20 protein-coding genes and 1 pseudogene are annotated in these 15,270 nt (G+C 39.9%); 4 read left to right on the top strand and 17 right to left on the bottom strand.

Annotated elements, in window-relative coordinates:
- Positions 1 to 44: 44 nt before the first annotated feature.
- From NSQ55_RS13785 to NSQ55_RS13775, 3 genes are all read right to left on the bottom strand, one after another.
- Positions 45 to 605 (bottom strand): YeeE/YedE thiosulfate transporter family protein, encoded by a 561-nt coding sequence (locus tag NSQ55_RS13785; RefSeq protein WP_232061338.1) that lies wholly within the window; start codon positions 603 to 605, stop codon positions 45 to 47.
- A 22-nt stretch (positions 606 to 627) separates the two neighbouring features.
- Positions 628 to 855, bottom strand: coding sequence for a sulfurtransferase TusA family protein (locus NSQ55_RS13780; RefSeq protein ID WP_076129313.1), 228 nt, complete (start codon positions 853 to 855; stop codon positions 628 to 630).
- Between the two features lie 66 nt (positions 856 to 921).
- On the bottom strand, positions 922 to 1,611 hold the full coding sequence (locus NSQ55_RS13775) for a YeeE/YedE thiosulfate transporter family protein (RefSeq protein WP_076135115.1): 690 nt from the start codon (positions 1,609 to 1,611) through the stop codon (positions 922 to 924).
- 173 nt (positions 1,612 to 1,784) lie between these two features.
- Here NSQ55_RS13775 and NSQ55_RS13770 point away from each other — a divergent pair, with 173 nt between their 5' ends.
- Positions 1,785 to 2,669, top strand: coding sequence for a LysR family transcriptional regulator (locus tag NSQ55_RS13770; protein ID WP_076135116.1), 885 nt, complete (start codon positions 1,785 to 1,787; stop codon positions 2,667 to 2,669).
- Positions 2,670 to 2,671: 2 nt separating this feature from the next.
- Here NSQ55_RS13770 and NSQ55_RS13765 read toward each other — a convergent pair whose 3' ends face one another.
- From NSQ55_RS13765 to NSQ55_RS13730, 8 genes and pseudogenes are all read right to left on the bottom strand, one after another.
- Positions 2,672 to 2,887, bottom strand: coding sequence for a sulfurtransferase TusA family protein (locus tag NSQ55_RS13765; protein WP_339173995.1), 216 nt, complete (start codon positions 2,885 to 2,887; stop codon positions 2,672 to 2,674).
- A gap of 31 nt (positions 2,888 to 2,918) precedes the next feature.
- A pseudogene (locus NSQ55_RS13760) lies at positions 2,919 to 3,227 on the bottom strand (PhzF family phenazine biosynthesis isomerase); the annotation flags it as partial.
- Positions 3,228 to 3,270: 43 nt separating this feature from the next.
- Positions 3,271 to 3,996, bottom strand: coding sequence for a DUF5071 domain-containing protein (locus NSQ55_RS13755; protein WP_339173994.1), 726 nt, complete (start codon positions 3,994 to 3,996; stop codon positions 3,271 to 3,273).
- 44 nt (positions 3,997 to 4,040) lie between these two features.
- Positions 4,041 to 4,481, bottom strand: coding sequence for a hypothetical protein (locus NSQ55_RS13750; RefSeq protein ID WP_175618980.1), 441 nt, complete (start codon positions 4,479 to 4,481; stop codon positions 4,041 to 4,043).
- Positions 4,482 to 4,813: 332 nt separating this feature from the next.
- Positions 4,814 to 5,317 (bottom strand): GNAT family N-acetyltransferase, encoded by a 504-nt coding sequence (locus tag NSQ55_RS13745; protein WP_339173991.1) that lies wholly within the window; start codon positions 5,315 to 5,317, stop codon positions 4,814 to 4,816.
- 10 nt (positions 5,318 to 5,327) lie between these two features.
- Entirely contained in the window at positions 5,328 to 5,843 is a 516-nt protein-coding gene (locus tag NSQ55_RS13740; RefSeq protein WP_076185973.1) for a TlpA disulfide reductase family protein, read from the bottom strand.
- A gap of 15 nt (positions 5,844 to 5,858) precedes the next feature.
- The gene (locus NSQ55_RS13735) at positions 5,859 to 6,386 is read right to left on the bottom strand and encodes a ClbS/DfsB family four-helix bundle protein (protein WP_076275707.1); all 528 of its coding nucleotides are present in this window, start codon (positions 6,384 to 6,386) and stop codon (positions 5,859 to 5,861) included.
- Between the two features lie 171 nt (positions 6,387 to 6,557).
- Positions 6,558 to 7,424: a S66 peptidase family protein gene (locus NSQ55_RS13730; protein ID WP_248548187.1), complete on the bottom strand. Its 867-nt coding sequence runs from the start codon at positions 7,422 to 7,424 to the stop codon at positions 6,558 to 6,560.
- Between the two features lie 170 nt (positions 7,425 to 7,594).
- Here NSQ55_RS13730 and NSQ55_RS13725 point away from each other — a divergent pair, with 170 nt between their 5' ends.
- The gene (locus tag NSQ55_RS13725; RefSeq protein WP_339173986.1) at positions 7,595 to 8,089 is read left to right on the top strand and encodes a hypothetical protein; all 495 of its coding nucleotides are present in this window, start codon (positions 7,595 to 7,597) and stop codon (positions 8,087 to 8,089) included.
- 63 nt (positions 8,090 to 8,152) lie between these two features.
- On the opposite strand, the gene NSQ55_RS13720 is transcribed toward NSQ55_RS13725, so the two are convergent.
- Genes NSQ55_RS13720 through NSQ55_RS13710 form a run of 3 tightly spaced genes read right to left on the bottom strand, consistent with a single transcriptional unit; the run spans position 8,153 to position 10,605 of the window.
- A complete protein-coding gene (locus NSQ55_RS13720) occupies positions 8,153 to 8,626 on the bottom strand; it encodes a GNAT family N-acetyltransferase (protein WP_076194362.1) in 474 nt (157 codons plus the stop codon).
- A 41-nt stretch (positions 8,627 to 8,667) separates the two neighbouring features.
- Positions 8,668 to 9,699, bottom strand: a complete 1,032-nt coding sequence (locus tag NSQ55_RS13715) for a Gfo/Idh/MocA family oxidoreductase (RefSeq protein ID WP_076129304.1) — start codon at positions 9,697 to 9,699, stop codon at positions 8,668 to 8,670.
- Between the two features lie 18 nt (positions 9,700 to 9,717).
- Complete coding sequence (locus NSQ55_RS13710; protein WP_339173980.1) at positions 9,718 to 10,605, bottom strand: sugar phosphate isomerase/epimerase; 888 nt, start codon at positions 10,603 to 10,605, stop codon at positions 9,718 to 9,720.
- Positions 10,606 to 10,729: 124 nt separating this feature from the next.
- Here NSQ55_RS13710 and NSQ55_RS13705 point away from each other — a divergent pair, with 124 nt between their 5' ends.
- Together NSQ55_RS13705 and NSQ55_RS13700 are read left to right on the top strand one after the other, a co-directional pair.
- Complete coding sequence (locus NSQ55_RS13705; RefSeq protein WP_076185982.1) at positions 10,730 to 11,614, top strand: AraC family transcriptional regulator; 885 nt, start codon at positions 10,730 to 10,732, stop codon at positions 11,612 to 11,614.
- Positions 11,615 to 11,642: 28 nt separating this feature from the next.
- Entirely contained in the window at positions 11,643 to 12,464 is an 822-nt protein-coding gene (locus NSQ55_RS13700; RefSeq protein WP_339173977.1) for a DUF2785 domain-containing protein, read from the top strand.
- Positions 12,465 to 12,553: 89 nt separating this feature from the next.
- On the opposite strand, the gene NSQ55_RS13695 is transcribed toward NSQ55_RS13700, so the two are convergent.
- From NSQ55_RS13695 to NSQ55_RS13685, 3 genes are all read right to left on the bottom strand, one after another.
- The gene (locus NSQ55_RS13695; RefSeq protein ID WP_339173974.1) at positions 12,554 to 13,348 is read right to left on the bottom strand and encodes a hypothetical protein; all 795 of its coding nucleotides are present in this window, start codon (positions 13,346 to 13,348) and stop codon (positions 12,554 to 12,556) included.
- A gap of 75 nt (positions 13,349 to 13,423) precedes the next feature.
- Positions 13,424 to 14,527 carry a Gfo/Idh/MocA family oxidoreductase gene (locus NSQ55_RS13690; protein WP_076185988.1) on the bottom strand — a complete coding sequence of 368 codons (1,104 nt, stop codon included), beginning with the start codon at positions 14,525 to 14,527 and terminating at the stop codon, positions 13,424 to 13,426.
- Positions 14,528 to 14,547: 20 nt separating this feature from the next.
- On the bottom strand, positions 14,548 to 15,270 hold the full coding sequence (locus tag NSQ55_RS13685) for a ThuA domain-containing protein (protein ID WP_339173969.1): 723 nt from the start codon (positions 15,268 to 15,270) through the stop codon (positions 14,548 to 14,550).

The raw sequence follows: 15,270 nt of genomic DNA, 5'->3' as shown, positions 1-15,270 counted from the left end.
TAGGCTGACTCTCGTCAGCACTATAAGCTCAGCCTATTTCACTTTTACATAAAGAATTTGGCTAATAATTTACTGCCTATAAATGCACCAACCAGCAGGAACAATCCAAAAATCCAGCCTGAAAGCGATAAAGAAGCTATAGCCGTAAATAATGCACCTATATTACATCCATTAGCCAGTCTAGCTCCGTACCCCATGAGCAACCCACCAAGTACAGCCGCCACTACCTGCTTTTTGGACTTAATTTTCTTAAGCTTGAACTCGGAAGCAAACAATGTCGCTGCTAATGCACCTAAGATAATCCCTACATTTCGAATGGACCCACCATCATTCAAAAATCCGGAAGATAATGTTTTTTGAGCTTTCTCCGTACTAAAGTAAGCCCAGTTATCTACATTTCCTCCTACCAGTCGATACGCCCAAGCTCCCCAGTCCGCGAAGGCGCTGGTTACTCCCCATCCTTTTGAGAAAACAGCCAGATGTGCTGTAGCGAACACAGCGAGAAGTACAGCTCCAGTTACATAAGTAAACGGTTCTTTGAGCAATTGCTTGTAAAAGCGGTTAGACGATATCTTCAACCAGAATTCGTTCACCGTTTCATTCACCGTCCTTTCCTACTTAGCGATCCTATTTTACCTTCTCAATAACAACTTCCCACTCGCCATCATCGACCTCTTCGATTTCCACATTATGTCCCTGTTTTCTCGCCCATTCTGGTACGTTTTTCATTGCGCAGCTGTGATCAATAGCAACAACTAGAACGTCTCCAACATTTAGTTCAGTCATTTTCTTTTCTGTTCTCATTAACGGTACCGGACAAGCTTCTCCCAGGCAATCAAGTGTAAATTCAGCCATCTTAAAAACCACCTTTTATATTTTTTAAAATTCCTAGTAGTGAAAATATTCACGTAATAACTTAAACTAATCTGCGCTTCCCATCTTTTTCTCTTGCCATTTAACTGCAGCGATGTACAACAGAAGAATGATCAGGAACTGAACAACTAGCGCTCCAAGCCAACCAAAGACGTCTGGTAAAAATACAGTGGGTGCATCCTTTATAACGTTAGCTCTCCACCAACCCATATCATGTGATCCCCAAAGTGACCCAATGACAAAAAACACAAGTGACAACATCTGCATCGTGAATCCTTCACCTACACGCATCAATGTACCCGAAGCGCAACCCCCTGCAATAACCATGCCTATTCCGAATAATACTGCGCCAATTATCAAAGCAAAACTGATTTGACCCACATTGTCCATCCCAGGAATCGGTTTACCTTCCAGGAACGCTGGATACTTTATGGCTGTAAATCCGATCGTAGCGAGAGAAAATGCTATCAGTACAGCTCTTGTTACCGATGTGCTGCCTGTAATACATGGATCTCTAAGTGATGCAGTAAAACAGAAACGTGATCTTTGCAAAATAACGCCAAACGAAATACCGAAAAGCAGGTAGACAACCATTTTATCGTGGGAATGGTCTAGGAAAAAACCAAACCCAATAATGAGAACTGTGACCAGCAACGCGATGGGCAACTGACTCTTTTTAGGTTTTCTAGGAGCTCTGGTTCGGGTTGATTTCGTTTCGGGACTTACGGTTTGCCCCATAGTCTAACACCTCCATCGTTTTATGTAATTGACTATGTGAAAATAGTAACATACTTATTTGCGCTGTGGTTATCTGCTTTCTTTATGCTGTATAAGTGTTACTAATGGCACAGATGGAGCGTAATCAAGTATGCTATAGTTTGCACTAACAGCGGGCAACAGGAGGAATAAGTATGAATATGGAAACGCTTAAATTATTTTTAGATATTGCTTCGTTAAAAAGTATATCTAAAGCCGCTCAGAAATCTCATATCACCCAATCCGCACTGAGTCAGCAGTTGAAATCCTGGGAGAATACCTTGGGTTCTGAGCTTTTTGTGAGAAGTAATAAAGGGGCCAGCCTAACAGAAGCAGGGATTATAGCAGAGAAGTATGCGGAGCAAATCTGTAAATTGTATGATGATATGGTCACAGAGATCAATCATTTACAGCCAACACAACATGAGCTGTCTATTTATGCGATTCCAGAAGTCTGTAATTATGCCCTGCCATGTACCTTATATGAGGTAAAAAAGCATTTTCCCAATTGCCATATCACTCTAAACGAAGGGGCATCGTCACTAGTAGAAGAACGTTTGCTTCTTGAAGAAGGTGATGTTGGCTTTATTTCCGGGCCTTCCCCGAAATCTGAATTAAGCTCCAATATGGTGTTTTCTGATCAAGTTATGCTAGTGGCAAGCAGTACGACCGTTTGTCCTGATAAAATCACACTGAATGAGCTCCCTAAATATCCGTTAATCTGGTCCTCACAGCTTCATTGTGTGCAAAGGGCTTTAAATAACATATCTGCGGGTGAGCTTAAATTAAACATACTGTTTAATCTGGACTCCCTTGAGGCGGTAAAGCTTGCTGCAATTAGAGGACATGGTGTTGCCTTTCTGCCTTATATGTCCATAAAAAAAGAGTTGTATAGTAAACAACTCAAGATTATTCATATTGATCAGTTCCAAGTAAATAACGATGTCTACATGGTAAAAAAACATAATCAGCGTTGTGACAATGATACGAAACAATTAATTCGTTATATAGAAAAGACATTGATTGATACATTGTGTTGAACTTATATCTCAATCGTAATCTCCCATACCCCATTAATAACTTCTTGGATGGTACATTTCAAATTTGAACCACGACAGTAATCCGTGATGGAAACTTTTGCGCAGCTATGATCAGTAACCAGAATCACCTGTTCGCCATTTTGAATGGCTTTTTGATGTTTTTTTAACATCATTACTGGTACTGGACAGATTTCTCCCAGACAATCAATTTCAATCATGAAGTTACCATACTGAATTGAATGGGTAGCACCCCACGTTTGTTTCGATCTTTATCGAGCCAGCCTCACCAAGGATCCCCTTTGTTTTTAAAGCAAATAAAGATGCCATTGTAGCATGTCCACAAAGATTGATCTCATGGCCTGGCGTAAAATACTTAAGCCTTAAATCAGCTACATCTGATGAGACTACAAAAACTGTTTCGTTAAAACCGACCTTATGAGCTATCGCTTGCATGTCACTTTCGCTCAAATGAGCCGCATCTAATACTACACCAGCTGGATTTCCCTTGTTGGGATAAGGAGAAAAAGCATCATAATGAAGTACTTTTATGTTGTTCATTGGTTAGTCTCCTTTCAATTTATTTCAATAAAGCTTGATAACTTCACGAAGTGAGAAACTCAGCAGTAAAAATTTCTATTTCTCTTAAAACTTCTTGGCGGTTAGATATCGCATTACATATATAAAAACGGTCTTTATTGTGCTCATGAAACTGTTTAATTACATTAGGCTGCTGATTTAAGAATTCTTTATGAAGAGCTTCACAATCAAGATGAGTATCATGAAGTTCCTTGAGTTCAAATACAAGGACATCTTTTTTGTGCTGGATTATTTCACAGACCACATCTTTTGCGTATATACCGTGAGTTAATAAGATTCTTAATGCCGATAGGTCATTGGCTTTTTCCTGTGAAATCTTAATTAATTCTGCTTGTATCTGTTGGACTTGTTTCGTGTTCCAATGATCAATTAATTTTTCGAAAATCCAATACACCCATTCTTGATCATCGCTGTGTTGATTTAGTACATCTTTAACATATGGAATCATCGGATCCCCTATTTCAAGTAAAAAACCAGCTATTTCCCCCGCACCTGGCCAATTTAAATCTTGTATCCATTCAAGCAAACCCGGCAATATGCTTTTCACACGTGGATATCCTAAACGTATGACTGTTTCAGCCGCTCCATCCCAATAGTCTTTTGATATAGGTTGTACTAATAAATGCAAAGCTTCATCCTTTATATATTGTAGCTTATTAATTGCATCTTCCTTTTCCTCTTCGCGTGTGTGCCATGATAATTTTTTGATTAGACTAGATGCTTCTTCCACTAGATTCACCCTTTGAACTTGAATTTTCCACCACGCCGTTCTAGCTACAACACTGCTTTCTTCCGCTTCATTATCCAAATTATTAATAAGACGATAACCGATGTCCCCAATAAGAAATACATCCAAATCGTTTTTTTAACCAATTCATCATTGGGATAATGGCCTTTATTATAAGCTTTTACAAAGATATCCTCTTGGGTCTTAATAGCAATGTAATCTTTTGGATCGGTATTGATAATTGAGTAGTAGGGCGTACCTTTAGGATAAATATTCGAGAAATTTCCCCTGTACGTGCCTTCCTCATCGGAATATTTAGTTACATGCCCTATCTTCTTATCGATTTCTTCGGAGGGGATGAGTTCATCGTCTGATATTTCGTAGATGTCACCTGAATAAACAACAAACGAACCGGCCCAATCCGCGGAGACCGCATGTAATGGCAATAAAGCAATTATGGCTAGAATTACAATAATGAATTTCTTCATCTCAACCTCCTAGCTTTGGGATTCGATTGATTTATAGATTGTTTTGAAATATTTTCCATTATTTAATCCATCAATAAGCTCCACTAAACCTGACAAAGATTCCAAACCATCTATTAATTTCTGAATGGGCGATCACATCGAAGTTAAATCCGTCTGGATCAATATCGTTCAAAAGTATCGTTGTTGTGACCTCTGTAAAATCTGGTTCTACATAACAGGTTGAGGATTTATTATATAGACTACAATCAGCATCAGAAGCAAAAATGAAAGAAATGCGGTGATGATTATGAGTTTCTTTCTTTTTTTGATCATAGGGATTAACTCCTTACGGTTTAGATACAAAGTGATTTCCGATAAATGTATTTATGATCCTCATCCATATCCGATGATTTCATATACCCCACACTGCGCCAAAACCTTTCATTTGCATCATTAGTCGGGGTTAACTCGATATACTTTGCACCGTCTGCATAAACATGTTTTTCGACCATTGAATAGGCAAATTCACCATACCCTAAATTCCGATACGTAGGTTCAATATAATACTCCATTAAAAAACACTTTCCACCCTCATCAAAATAAGTAACATACATTAAAAATCCAAGCACAGTACTGTCCTTATGTATAAGAAACAAATTTAAAGGATTTATATCTCTTGTTCTTAGCTCTTCAATGATCTCTCTATACTCGTCTGAATAAAAGTAATCCAGGTCAAAATCATCGCCCATAGATACGTGGAGAGATAATTCATTAATGTAACTATTAAAAAGTCCCCAAAATATATCTACATCCGATTGATCTTTTGCTGCAAAAACCTCTAAATGGATCGTATTCATTTCAACCTCCTTAATCATAGTTTTTAATGAAAATCTTAAACGAGCTCTCAATTGCGTCAAAATCAGTCGAGCCAATAATTTGATCCATAACCTTGCCATCAGAGTTTATAAAAAACAACGCAGGAAAAGCTTGTTCACCAAATTGTTTATGGAGATCACCTGTTTCATCTAGGAGAACAGGATACTTTATGTTGTAATCCGCCACGTATTGTTTTACTTCAGAAAGATCATCTTGATAAAGCAAATTGATTCCGTATATGTTCACTCTATTTTTATATTTCTCATACAATGAGACAATCTTAGGAGCGTCGTCATTACAATATGGACACCATGAGGTGAAAAATACGAATACAGTGGGTTTCTCCGTGAAGTCCACTTGTATTTTGTTTCCATTCGCCAACTCTTTTAGTTCAATGTTCTCAGGACTCTTAATGGGTTTAGAAGTGTTGTTTACTACGACAAGTATAATCGAGCTTAATGCAATCAAAAATATAAATGTACTTACAATAATAGATATCTTCTTCAAAAATAATCCGTCCTTTTATACTTCCTTAGTTACATTAAGCTTTTTCCATTTGCGAATCTTAGAACGAAAAGTCTTAAACGGTGCTACTGAATTAATATGAATCCATTTGACCATTGGCCATCTTGGATTGTTTCCTGTCCATTTCCGCACGCCTTGCGTAAAAAGTTCTTCATCACTTAAAGAATCAATCCAGTTCTGCCACTGATGTTCTGTCTCTTGAAATAAAGATCTTAACTCGTCTAATGAGTAGGCAGCATATGTATGATAAAACGATTGATATAATCCGCCAAGTTGATTCCATTTATAATCCGGTGAAGGTGTAATAACGGTTAACCCTGATTTTTCATCCTTATCCCATTTCATAACAAGATTCAACCAGCCCAATTGATAAGCAATGATTTCTGCTGGGGTACGATCAACCCCTTCCATACGATTGTCTCTTTGGGAGTTCTCAATGCCATCAAATTCATGATCAAGAGACTGATAGGCAATATGAATCGCATCTTTCAATTCTTCTTTTGATAGATAATCTTGTGTAGACATCATACCCCTCCTTTAAAACACTTTACTAAATTACTTTACAAACGTATTATGTACTCGCTCTGATTTCAATAAATATGCAGTCCAAATTGCACACGTAAACGCTGACCTAATGATCCCCTTGAGTGAACTCCATTTCCAAGTTCTCTGGCAAGAGGAATTTGATAAAGAATTTTACAAAGTGATTTTATCGCCCACAACAATACACTTACTGTTACTGCCATGCCCAAGCTCAGCTGTCTTTATGATAGGAATGGAGGCGGAATGGCTAATTTCCTTCACATACTCTTCTACTATCGGGAATTCATTAAAGTTCTCAAGTTCTGAAAACGACCCTAGAATCAATCCAGCACAAGCATCAAAATATTTCAATTGCTGGAGCTGAGCAAAAAAGGAGACTATTTTGTTAGCTCTGCCACTTAAACTCTCCAACAATAATATTTTGTCACAAGGATCCGGAAAATAGCTTGTCCCTGCCAGCTTCAAAAAGCAGCGAATATTCCCCCCGATTACTATCCCGCTCATCTGGTTACCACGAACCCAATGATACCGGAAATCGTAAAGATCGTTTTGACCCTCGAAGAATGTTCGATAAAAAGCCCTTTGCTGCTCCGCGCCATCAGAAGACACTAAATTCATCAACTGATAATGATAGGATTTCGAATTATTTTCCGTAAATAAAGCGTTCAAAATAACTGACAAATCACTCATTCCAAAAAAGGGTTTGGGGTTCATACGGATGCTTTCATAGTCTATGTACTCTAAGATCTGATTGGCAGAATCCCCACCTGAAATATCGAATATCGCGCTAATTTCAGTATTTTTAAATAGTTGATTCAGCTCCACTGCTCTTTCCATGGGATTGCCGCTGAAATAACCCTCTTTTCTAAACAAAGTATTAGCCACCACTACATGGAGTCCAAATGAATGCAAAACTCTTTTTAATTCCTCTACTTTAGCTAGGTTTTCTACTCTCACACCATCTGAACAAGCAATCAGTCCTACTTTATTCCCGCGAGTAAATTTTAAGGTTGTGTTCATTTTAATAATCCTTTCGATGCTACTTTTTAGTTTAATCTCCTCAAATTTACGATCATATTTACACCATACCATATTTAGGGATTTGAATCATTTTCTTCTTGAAATTTTGAAACCACAACATGGTAATATAAGTATAATAATGCAAGATCAAATACATTGGGGGTGTACTAATGCGTAAATCACCGTTGATATTAAGCATGATATTATTTTCCCTGGCGTTAATTATGGGATGTAGTTCAGAAGTAGATGATGCTACTAAAGCCGCAGAGAAATATAAAAATGTAGAATATACCGTCAAGGCTTCTGAGGATTTAATGTCTGATGAATCCATTCTTGCGCGAAATGAAGAGATGAAACCGTATTTTACAGAATACTTTTCCGAAAAAGCTATAGCGAACCGAATTACAACTATCCCATTTAAAATCGCTGATACACAAAAGCTTTCTTTAAAACCGGAAAACCTAAAATTCAACCTTTACGAACAAAAAAAGGATATTGTCGAGTTAAAATATACGGTGGATCTTGTTTTATTGGATAAGGATGACAAAGAAAGTAAACGTGTACCTTTGGAAGGTATATTGACTCTCTTTGATGTGGACGGTAAATGGTTAGTTCAAGGGGATCGATTTGATACTGTAGCATTAATGAACTTGATTGATGGGTAAATTTGAATATCCTTCTTATCATAAAAAGCAGACTGCTCTAATGAGCAACCTGCTTTTTTTGAATTACATTATTTTTTTGCTCATCCTATAATTGACCAACAAAACACCTTTTCGTTCTACACTTTGTTTCGCAATAACCTGGTACCCCAATCGTTCAAAAAAAGGTTTAGCAGTGATGCTTGCTTCGGTATCCATTTCATAAAGACCCTGTTCTTTTGCTTTCAATTCAAACTTATTCACCAATGCAGAGGCTACACCTTGCCCTTGGTAATCTTTGTGAACATATAATCGATCCAAATGTCCTTCTGCTGTCATATCAGAAAAGCCCACAATAATATTATCAATTTCGGCTACATAAGTGATATTTTGACGTAAAGAAGCTCTCCAAGTATTAAGCTTAAGTGCCTCTTCCTCTTTAGGTGCCCAAGCATCCAGCTGTTCCTGTGAGTAGTCTTGTTTGTTTACGGAATGAACTGTTTCGTAGAACAATGAGACAATTTGACTAAGATCTGATTCTCGGTAAGCTCTAATATTCATTTTGATCTCCTTGCTGGCGATTGTAGTAACAGAAGTCAATCTCAAAACTCCACTAGATCGATTTTCCGGCCAGATTCAGCACTTTCCAGCGCTCCGAACACCATTGCCATACTATACCGATTATCTCTACAATTCGTCTCTGCAGGACGTTGCTCTGCTAATGACAAGAACATCTCATCCAAACACCCGTGATGGAATGTTTTACTCATCTCAACGTTTTCACCATTTACACGCTTTACGTCACGAATGAACTTATCACTCTGATCTCCTGCAGTAACTACCTCAGCATATGGCAGCTCATGACCATCCCAGATTGCGGTTCCTTTCTCCCCGTTAACCCGCCAAGAAGCTTCCCATGACGTGGATGCACCTTCTGCACACCAAGATCCCTGATAGGTAAATATTGAACCGTCGGACATCTCGAAAATGCACACTGCCGAAGCATTCCCCTCATACCATGAGCCGGGAGGATTAAACTCCTGACAGTATACGGACACAGGGTTCGCGCCACTAATAAACCGGGCCTGGTCGAAGGTATGAATCGCCATATCCAGCAGCAACGGACTTTTCATAACATCACGGAACCCCCCGAAATGAGCCCCAAGGAAAAAGCTTGCACCGATAAATCCTGTTCTACCAATCGTTCCTGATTCTATGATTTTTCTTAAAGAACGAATACGAGGATCATAACGGCGGTTCTGCATCACCGCATGAGCGTTTCCAGTCCGTTCCGAGATCTCAACAATCTTATTACATTCCTCCATAGTCTCAGCTAAAGGTTTCTCACTAAACACATTACATCCAAGTTCCAATGCAGTGCTAGAAATATTGAAATGACTTCCTGGAACAGTAACGTCAAAGATGAGATTTGCTGCGGTCTCCTGTATCGCCTGCTTAATATCCGTAAACGTCAGACATGAAATCCCATGCTTCACGGCCATCGCCTCAGCTGACTCCAACCTTATATCTACTAGAGCAACGATCTTAGTATCTGGACGCAATAAAGCGTATTCAATCCATGCATTAGCCATTCCTCCGCAACCTGCAACTACTACCCGATACTGTGCTGTCATATTTCTCCCCCTGACTTATTAAAGCGGATTAGGCACAAAGCTGCCTCCGCGGCATTGTTTTAAATGATTCAAGGCATGTACTTGACCCGTCATTTCCAGTTCATCCCGATAGACAGGATCATGCCAACCTTCAATATCAATGGTGCCTTTATAACCAGCTTGACGCAAAATGGAGATAACATCGGTCCAGTTCGTATCACCAAAACCCGGAGTACGGTGCCATACATAAGGTTTCGGGCCGTGGATTCCATATTCTTTTACAATATCCCAAGCGATGGTGGCATCCTTGCCGTGTACATGGAAAATCTTATCTGTCCATTTGCGCAGCTGTGGGATCGGGTCAATCAACTGCACCATCTGATGGCAGGGCTCCCATTCGAGTCCCATATTGTCAGCAGGGACAGCGTTAAACATCTTTTCCCAGGCTATTGGATGATGAGCGATATTCCAGTCCCCAGAAGTCCAATTGCCATCCATGGAACAGTTCTCAAAAGCAATTCTTACTCCGCGATCTGCTGCTCTTTTTGTCAGCTCACCAAATACCTCGGCAAACTTCGGAATCGATTCATCAATGGACACTCCTGGTAGTCGTCCCGTGAATCCTGATACCATTTCAGTACCAAATACATGAGCATGATCAATAAGCCGTTTCCAGCTCGCTAATGCATCGGAATTGTCACCCGTATTCGTCAAAGGATTGCCAAAGATGCCAACCGATGAAATCACAAAATCATGTTTTGCCGCAAGTTCTTGCACACGCTTACCAGTTTCCACAAGATCTGTTTCACCTGTAGTCTGCCAGAAGGTTAAGCTAAAAGATTCGAAGCCATGACCTACGATTTGCGGAATCACTCTAACAGCATCTCCGCCTCCAACTAATGTGCCTATACGCATTGTATCCTTCATCTTGTGTACCACTCCAATATTGGTTTATAGTAAGTTCTATAACCCGAGTATATACTGCATTTGAGCTTAAAACTCTTATTATATTGTGTTTATATAGTCGTATATTGTGGGAGTTGAATAAATATTGAGCTATCCTAATGATCTTAAAGAATACCCTCAATTAGAAGGAAACACCTATCCGTTTCGATTGTTTTTTAATGAATGCAGACATGCGAAAATCGGCCAGAACATCCTTTTTCTACACTGGCATGAGCATTTCGAAATCATTATCATGCAAGCAGGCAGCGCCATTTTCCACATCGACAGCAAGCCCTACGAACTGCATCCCGGAGAGGTTTTGTTTGTTCCTTCTGGAGGTTTGCATGTTGGATATAGTCTGCGGGATGATCATGTCCGATTTATATCCGTCGTATTTCATAGTTCTTTATTTAAAGATTGGAAGCAAGATCCTCAACATGAACAATTCGTAGCTCCCTATTTGGAGAATCGATATCAGCTACCAGTTAAACCAGCGGCACTAGTTCCAACCTGTTCTACTTATTACTCTCTTCTGAACACTATCGTGGATGAAGTGCATCAGAAAGGTCCTGCATTTCAGTTGATCATCAAAAATCAACTTCATCTGCTTTTTGTATTGCTCTCCCGTACCTTTTTGCCTGAGCAGGTTTCTGGCAGAACAAATGAACGTCAATCCTTCAATCGTGAGCGTTTTAAGCCATTGCTGGAGTACATGGAGAACCATTTTGATGAGAAAATGACTATTGAAAGCGCCGCGAGATCCGTTAATCTAAATCCATACCATTTCTGCAAAACCTTTAAGAAGCTCACCGGCCGAACCTTCATCGATTATGTTAATCTTTGCCGCGTAAATGAAGCAGAACGACTGTTGCTGGAGACAGATTTTACTGTAACGGAGATTGCTGGACGAGTGGGCTGCGACAATCCTAATTATTTTACCAAGCTGTTTAAGCAATATAAAGGAACTACACCATCCGGTATTAGAAAATAATTCACACTGGAAAATAGGAGATTATAAAATGAATTTAAAAGAAACGTTGATATGCATAAAAGAAAATGATTACCAAGCACCTCCCGATACCTTCCAGTTGGTACAAGAAATGATAAATAACATTGGTTCTTTAGATGCCCAACTACGGGATGAGCTAATTTATACAACTTTTTCTCATTGGATCCCAGGTAATTCTCTAACTACAAACGGACTGGAACAACTTATACCCGTTATCTTGGATAAAAACCATTTGCATTTTAAGCTTGGCGAAACCAATACAGACTCTGTCTTTACCAGATCCTTCTCTATGCTAGTTATCCCACTCCTCTTCATGAGGCATAAAGAATCACCATTTCTCTCAAGAGAGCAAATTCATCAGATAAAAGAGAAGGTATTTTGCAGTGTGCAAAATGAGCGGGATTACCGGGGGTATGACGAAGAAAAAGGCTGGGCTCATGCTATAGCCCATGCAGCAGATACTTTAGGTGAATTGGCTCAATGCTCCGAACTGGATGAAAATGACCTCATAACTATCCTCGATTTGGTTTACGAAAAGATGACCATAACAGATCGAATATACTCCGATGGGGAAGATGAGCGAATGGTAAGATCCATAATGAGTGTTTTAGATAGAAAAATGCTTAGTCAGACTTATGTAGAGCAATGGATTCAAAGTTTTGGTGATGTGGAGAAAAATCCAGAATTTCTTCCTGCCTTTAAACAAAAAAATAATATAAAGAACTTTTTGAAAAGTTTATATTTTCGAGTTAAATATTACAAAGTACATGCCAATCTCTGTCCAACAATCGAGCATACATTATATAAAGTAGAAAAAGTATACTATTCCTAATTAAAAAAAGTGAGGGTTAGAGCACCCTCACTTTCCATCTACAGTTCAAATACGTGGAGCACTTGCTACCTGTTGACGGGTCTATTAGATTATTCAGTAATTGCTAGCTCCATCCTCCGCACACTCGCAAGCGCGGGAAAAGATTCCAGCACCATCCCTGTATTCCATAACTTAACCTGCTGTACAACCTGTAAATCCTTAAAGCTGATGGTCTCTCCAGCTTCATTAAACATTTCAGATTTCGCATTGAATGTGAACCAGTAAGATGGATCTTCGTTACCAGGTTCAAGGATTAGAATCCGCTTCGCCTGTTTAGTATCGATATCAACGATTGTACCTACTACATGCGGATCACCTATTTCTGAAATATCATAGGTCAACATCTTTGGATCGATCCACTTTTCAATTTCAAGCTTAGCTGCTTCCGCATCATCTGACGGAATGGTTATAGTTACTTTATTACCAATCGTATCTACACCAGAGCCGTAGAGATTCAGCTTCTGGTATAGTTCTTGTTCATGCAACAATTCTTGAGCAGCTAATAACTCTTGCATCGTATATTTCACATCATGAAGTTCATAAGTACCTGCAGTGAAAGTCTGAGCAAGGCTTTGCTCAATCTCCGAGTTCAAACCTACAATATTAATATGAACCTTGTTATCTTGCAGATAAATATCTCCGTTAGGAATCTTCTGAGCTGATAAGAAAGTCTTAACCGCGCCTGGATCATCCATTGCGGGGTTCGTAGAAGCTAAAATTTGTGGTTCTGAACTAATTACAGGAGTTGGAACCGGCTCCTTATTCGCTTGTTGAGCCTCTGAACAGCCACTGATTAACAAAATAACAACGGGAATCCATATCCAACCAATAATTATCTTACGCATCCTATTAACACCTCCACTCTTCATCTTCTCAAACGAAGACCGGAAGTGATAGGTTGCAGATTCAGGAAGAATTCTCTAATCCAAAGTATAAGGAGCAAGACCGATTGGAAGTGCCGCAGGACGAGTGCAGGTGCTTTCCATTTCGTAGAATGAATGAGCATCAGAAGAATCATGGAAAGCCCACATTGCTTCTAATACGTGATAAGCCAGTTCTCCACTGGCACGATGCTCTCTACCCGTCCGAATGGCGTAAGCCATATCTGCTGGTCCAATCCCGCGGGTATTCTGATCATACCCTGACAACAACGGCTGTTCCGTCCACTCATTCTCACCCATAAGCCGGAGTTTCACGGGACCCCCAAAGTTATTCGGGTCTGGAACTTGAATCGTTCCTAGCGTTCCGTAGATTTCTATATGCGGCAGGTTGCTCCCGCCAAAGATATCAAAGCTTGTAATCAACGTTGCAATGGCACCATTTTCAAATCGTAAGGTTCCGGCTACGTGAGTTGGAATTTGAACAGGAATTTTATTCCCAAATTTCTTCTCACTTGTTATCGTACGTTCTTCCAGCGCTTTCCCAGTCATTCCGCTAACCGTATGAATAGGACCCAACAGCTGCACCAAAGCCGTCAAATAGTAAGGACCCATATCGAACATTGGACCTCCACCAGCGGCATAATAAAATTCCGGATCTGGATGCCAATGCTCATGTCCACGGCCCAGCATAAACGAAGTAGCTGCAACAGGTTCGCCAATTACTCCTTCATCTATCAGCTTCAAAACCGTTTGAATTCCCGCTCCGAAGAATGTCTCCGGTGCACTGCCCACAAGTACTCCCTTTTCCCGCGCCGCAGTCAGAACTTTGCGTCCTTCTTCTCTCGTCACAGCTAGAGGTTTCTCAACGTATACATGTTTACCCGCTTCAATAGCTTTCAGGCATACTTCCGCATGAACAGCTGGGATCGTTAAGTTGATTACGATTTCTATCTCTGGATCATTCAGTAATTGTTCTGTGGTATAGACGTTTGGAATATTGTATTTATCCGCTTGTTCTTGTGCTCTCACCAAATCTAAATCTGCACATGCAACTAGATCAAGGATCTCGAACTTTTGACAGTTCTCCATATAGATACTACTGATTTTACCGCATCCAATAATACCAACTTTGACTTTATCCATTCGCTGATCGCTCCCAGAATTTATTGACTGTCTGCCATTCCACTATAACTATTATTACCCCCCGAAACATTGGATAATGCTTGCGCTTTACCTTCAGCTGCCCATATTAATCCTCTGCGCATCATTTCACGCACTTGCGGCTGATCTACAATGTCCGCATGATGCCCCAGTGAATTATAATAAACTCTGCCCAAGCCCCAACGTTTTGTCCAAGCTACTGGCATATCAACAGCCTTATTATACGAATGAGGCCCTTCAACTACTGGAAAACGAGTCGTAGCAAGAACTTCAACAGCTGGATCTACATGCAGATAATATTGCTCTGAGCAAACACTGAAATCTTCTAATCCTTCTACCAGAGGACTTGAGCTTTGACAAATCTCTACGGTATAGTTAACGCCGTCATTCCCAGGATGAGCTACCCATTGTCCACCCGTCATAAACTGCCAATCTGCATTATTACGAAAAGAATCACACATCCCGCCATGGCAACCGGCAAGACCTGTTCCATGCTGTACAGCTGCGGAGACATGATTCACAAAATCCTGCTCGATTGTGCCCATTGTCCATACCGGCACGATCAAATCTAGTCCAAGAAGCTTATCTGCATCAGCAAAAGCCTCCAGTGTATTCGATACTTCAACTTCAAACTGTTCCTCTTGCAACATTTTAGCGAATATATCAGCGACCTGCTCAGGCTCATGACCCTCCCAACCGCCCCATACAATCAATGCTTTTCTCAT

The sequence above is a fragment of the Paenibacillus sp. FSL H7-0943 genome (genome assembly GCF_037963265.1).
Taxonomy (GTDB): Bacteria; Bacillota; Bacilli; order Paenibacillales; family Paenibacillaceae; genus Paenibacillus_AQ; species Paenibacillus_AQ odorifer.
Note: the sequence above shows the minus strand (reverse complement) of the source record. Positions and strands in the feature narration are given on the sequence as shown.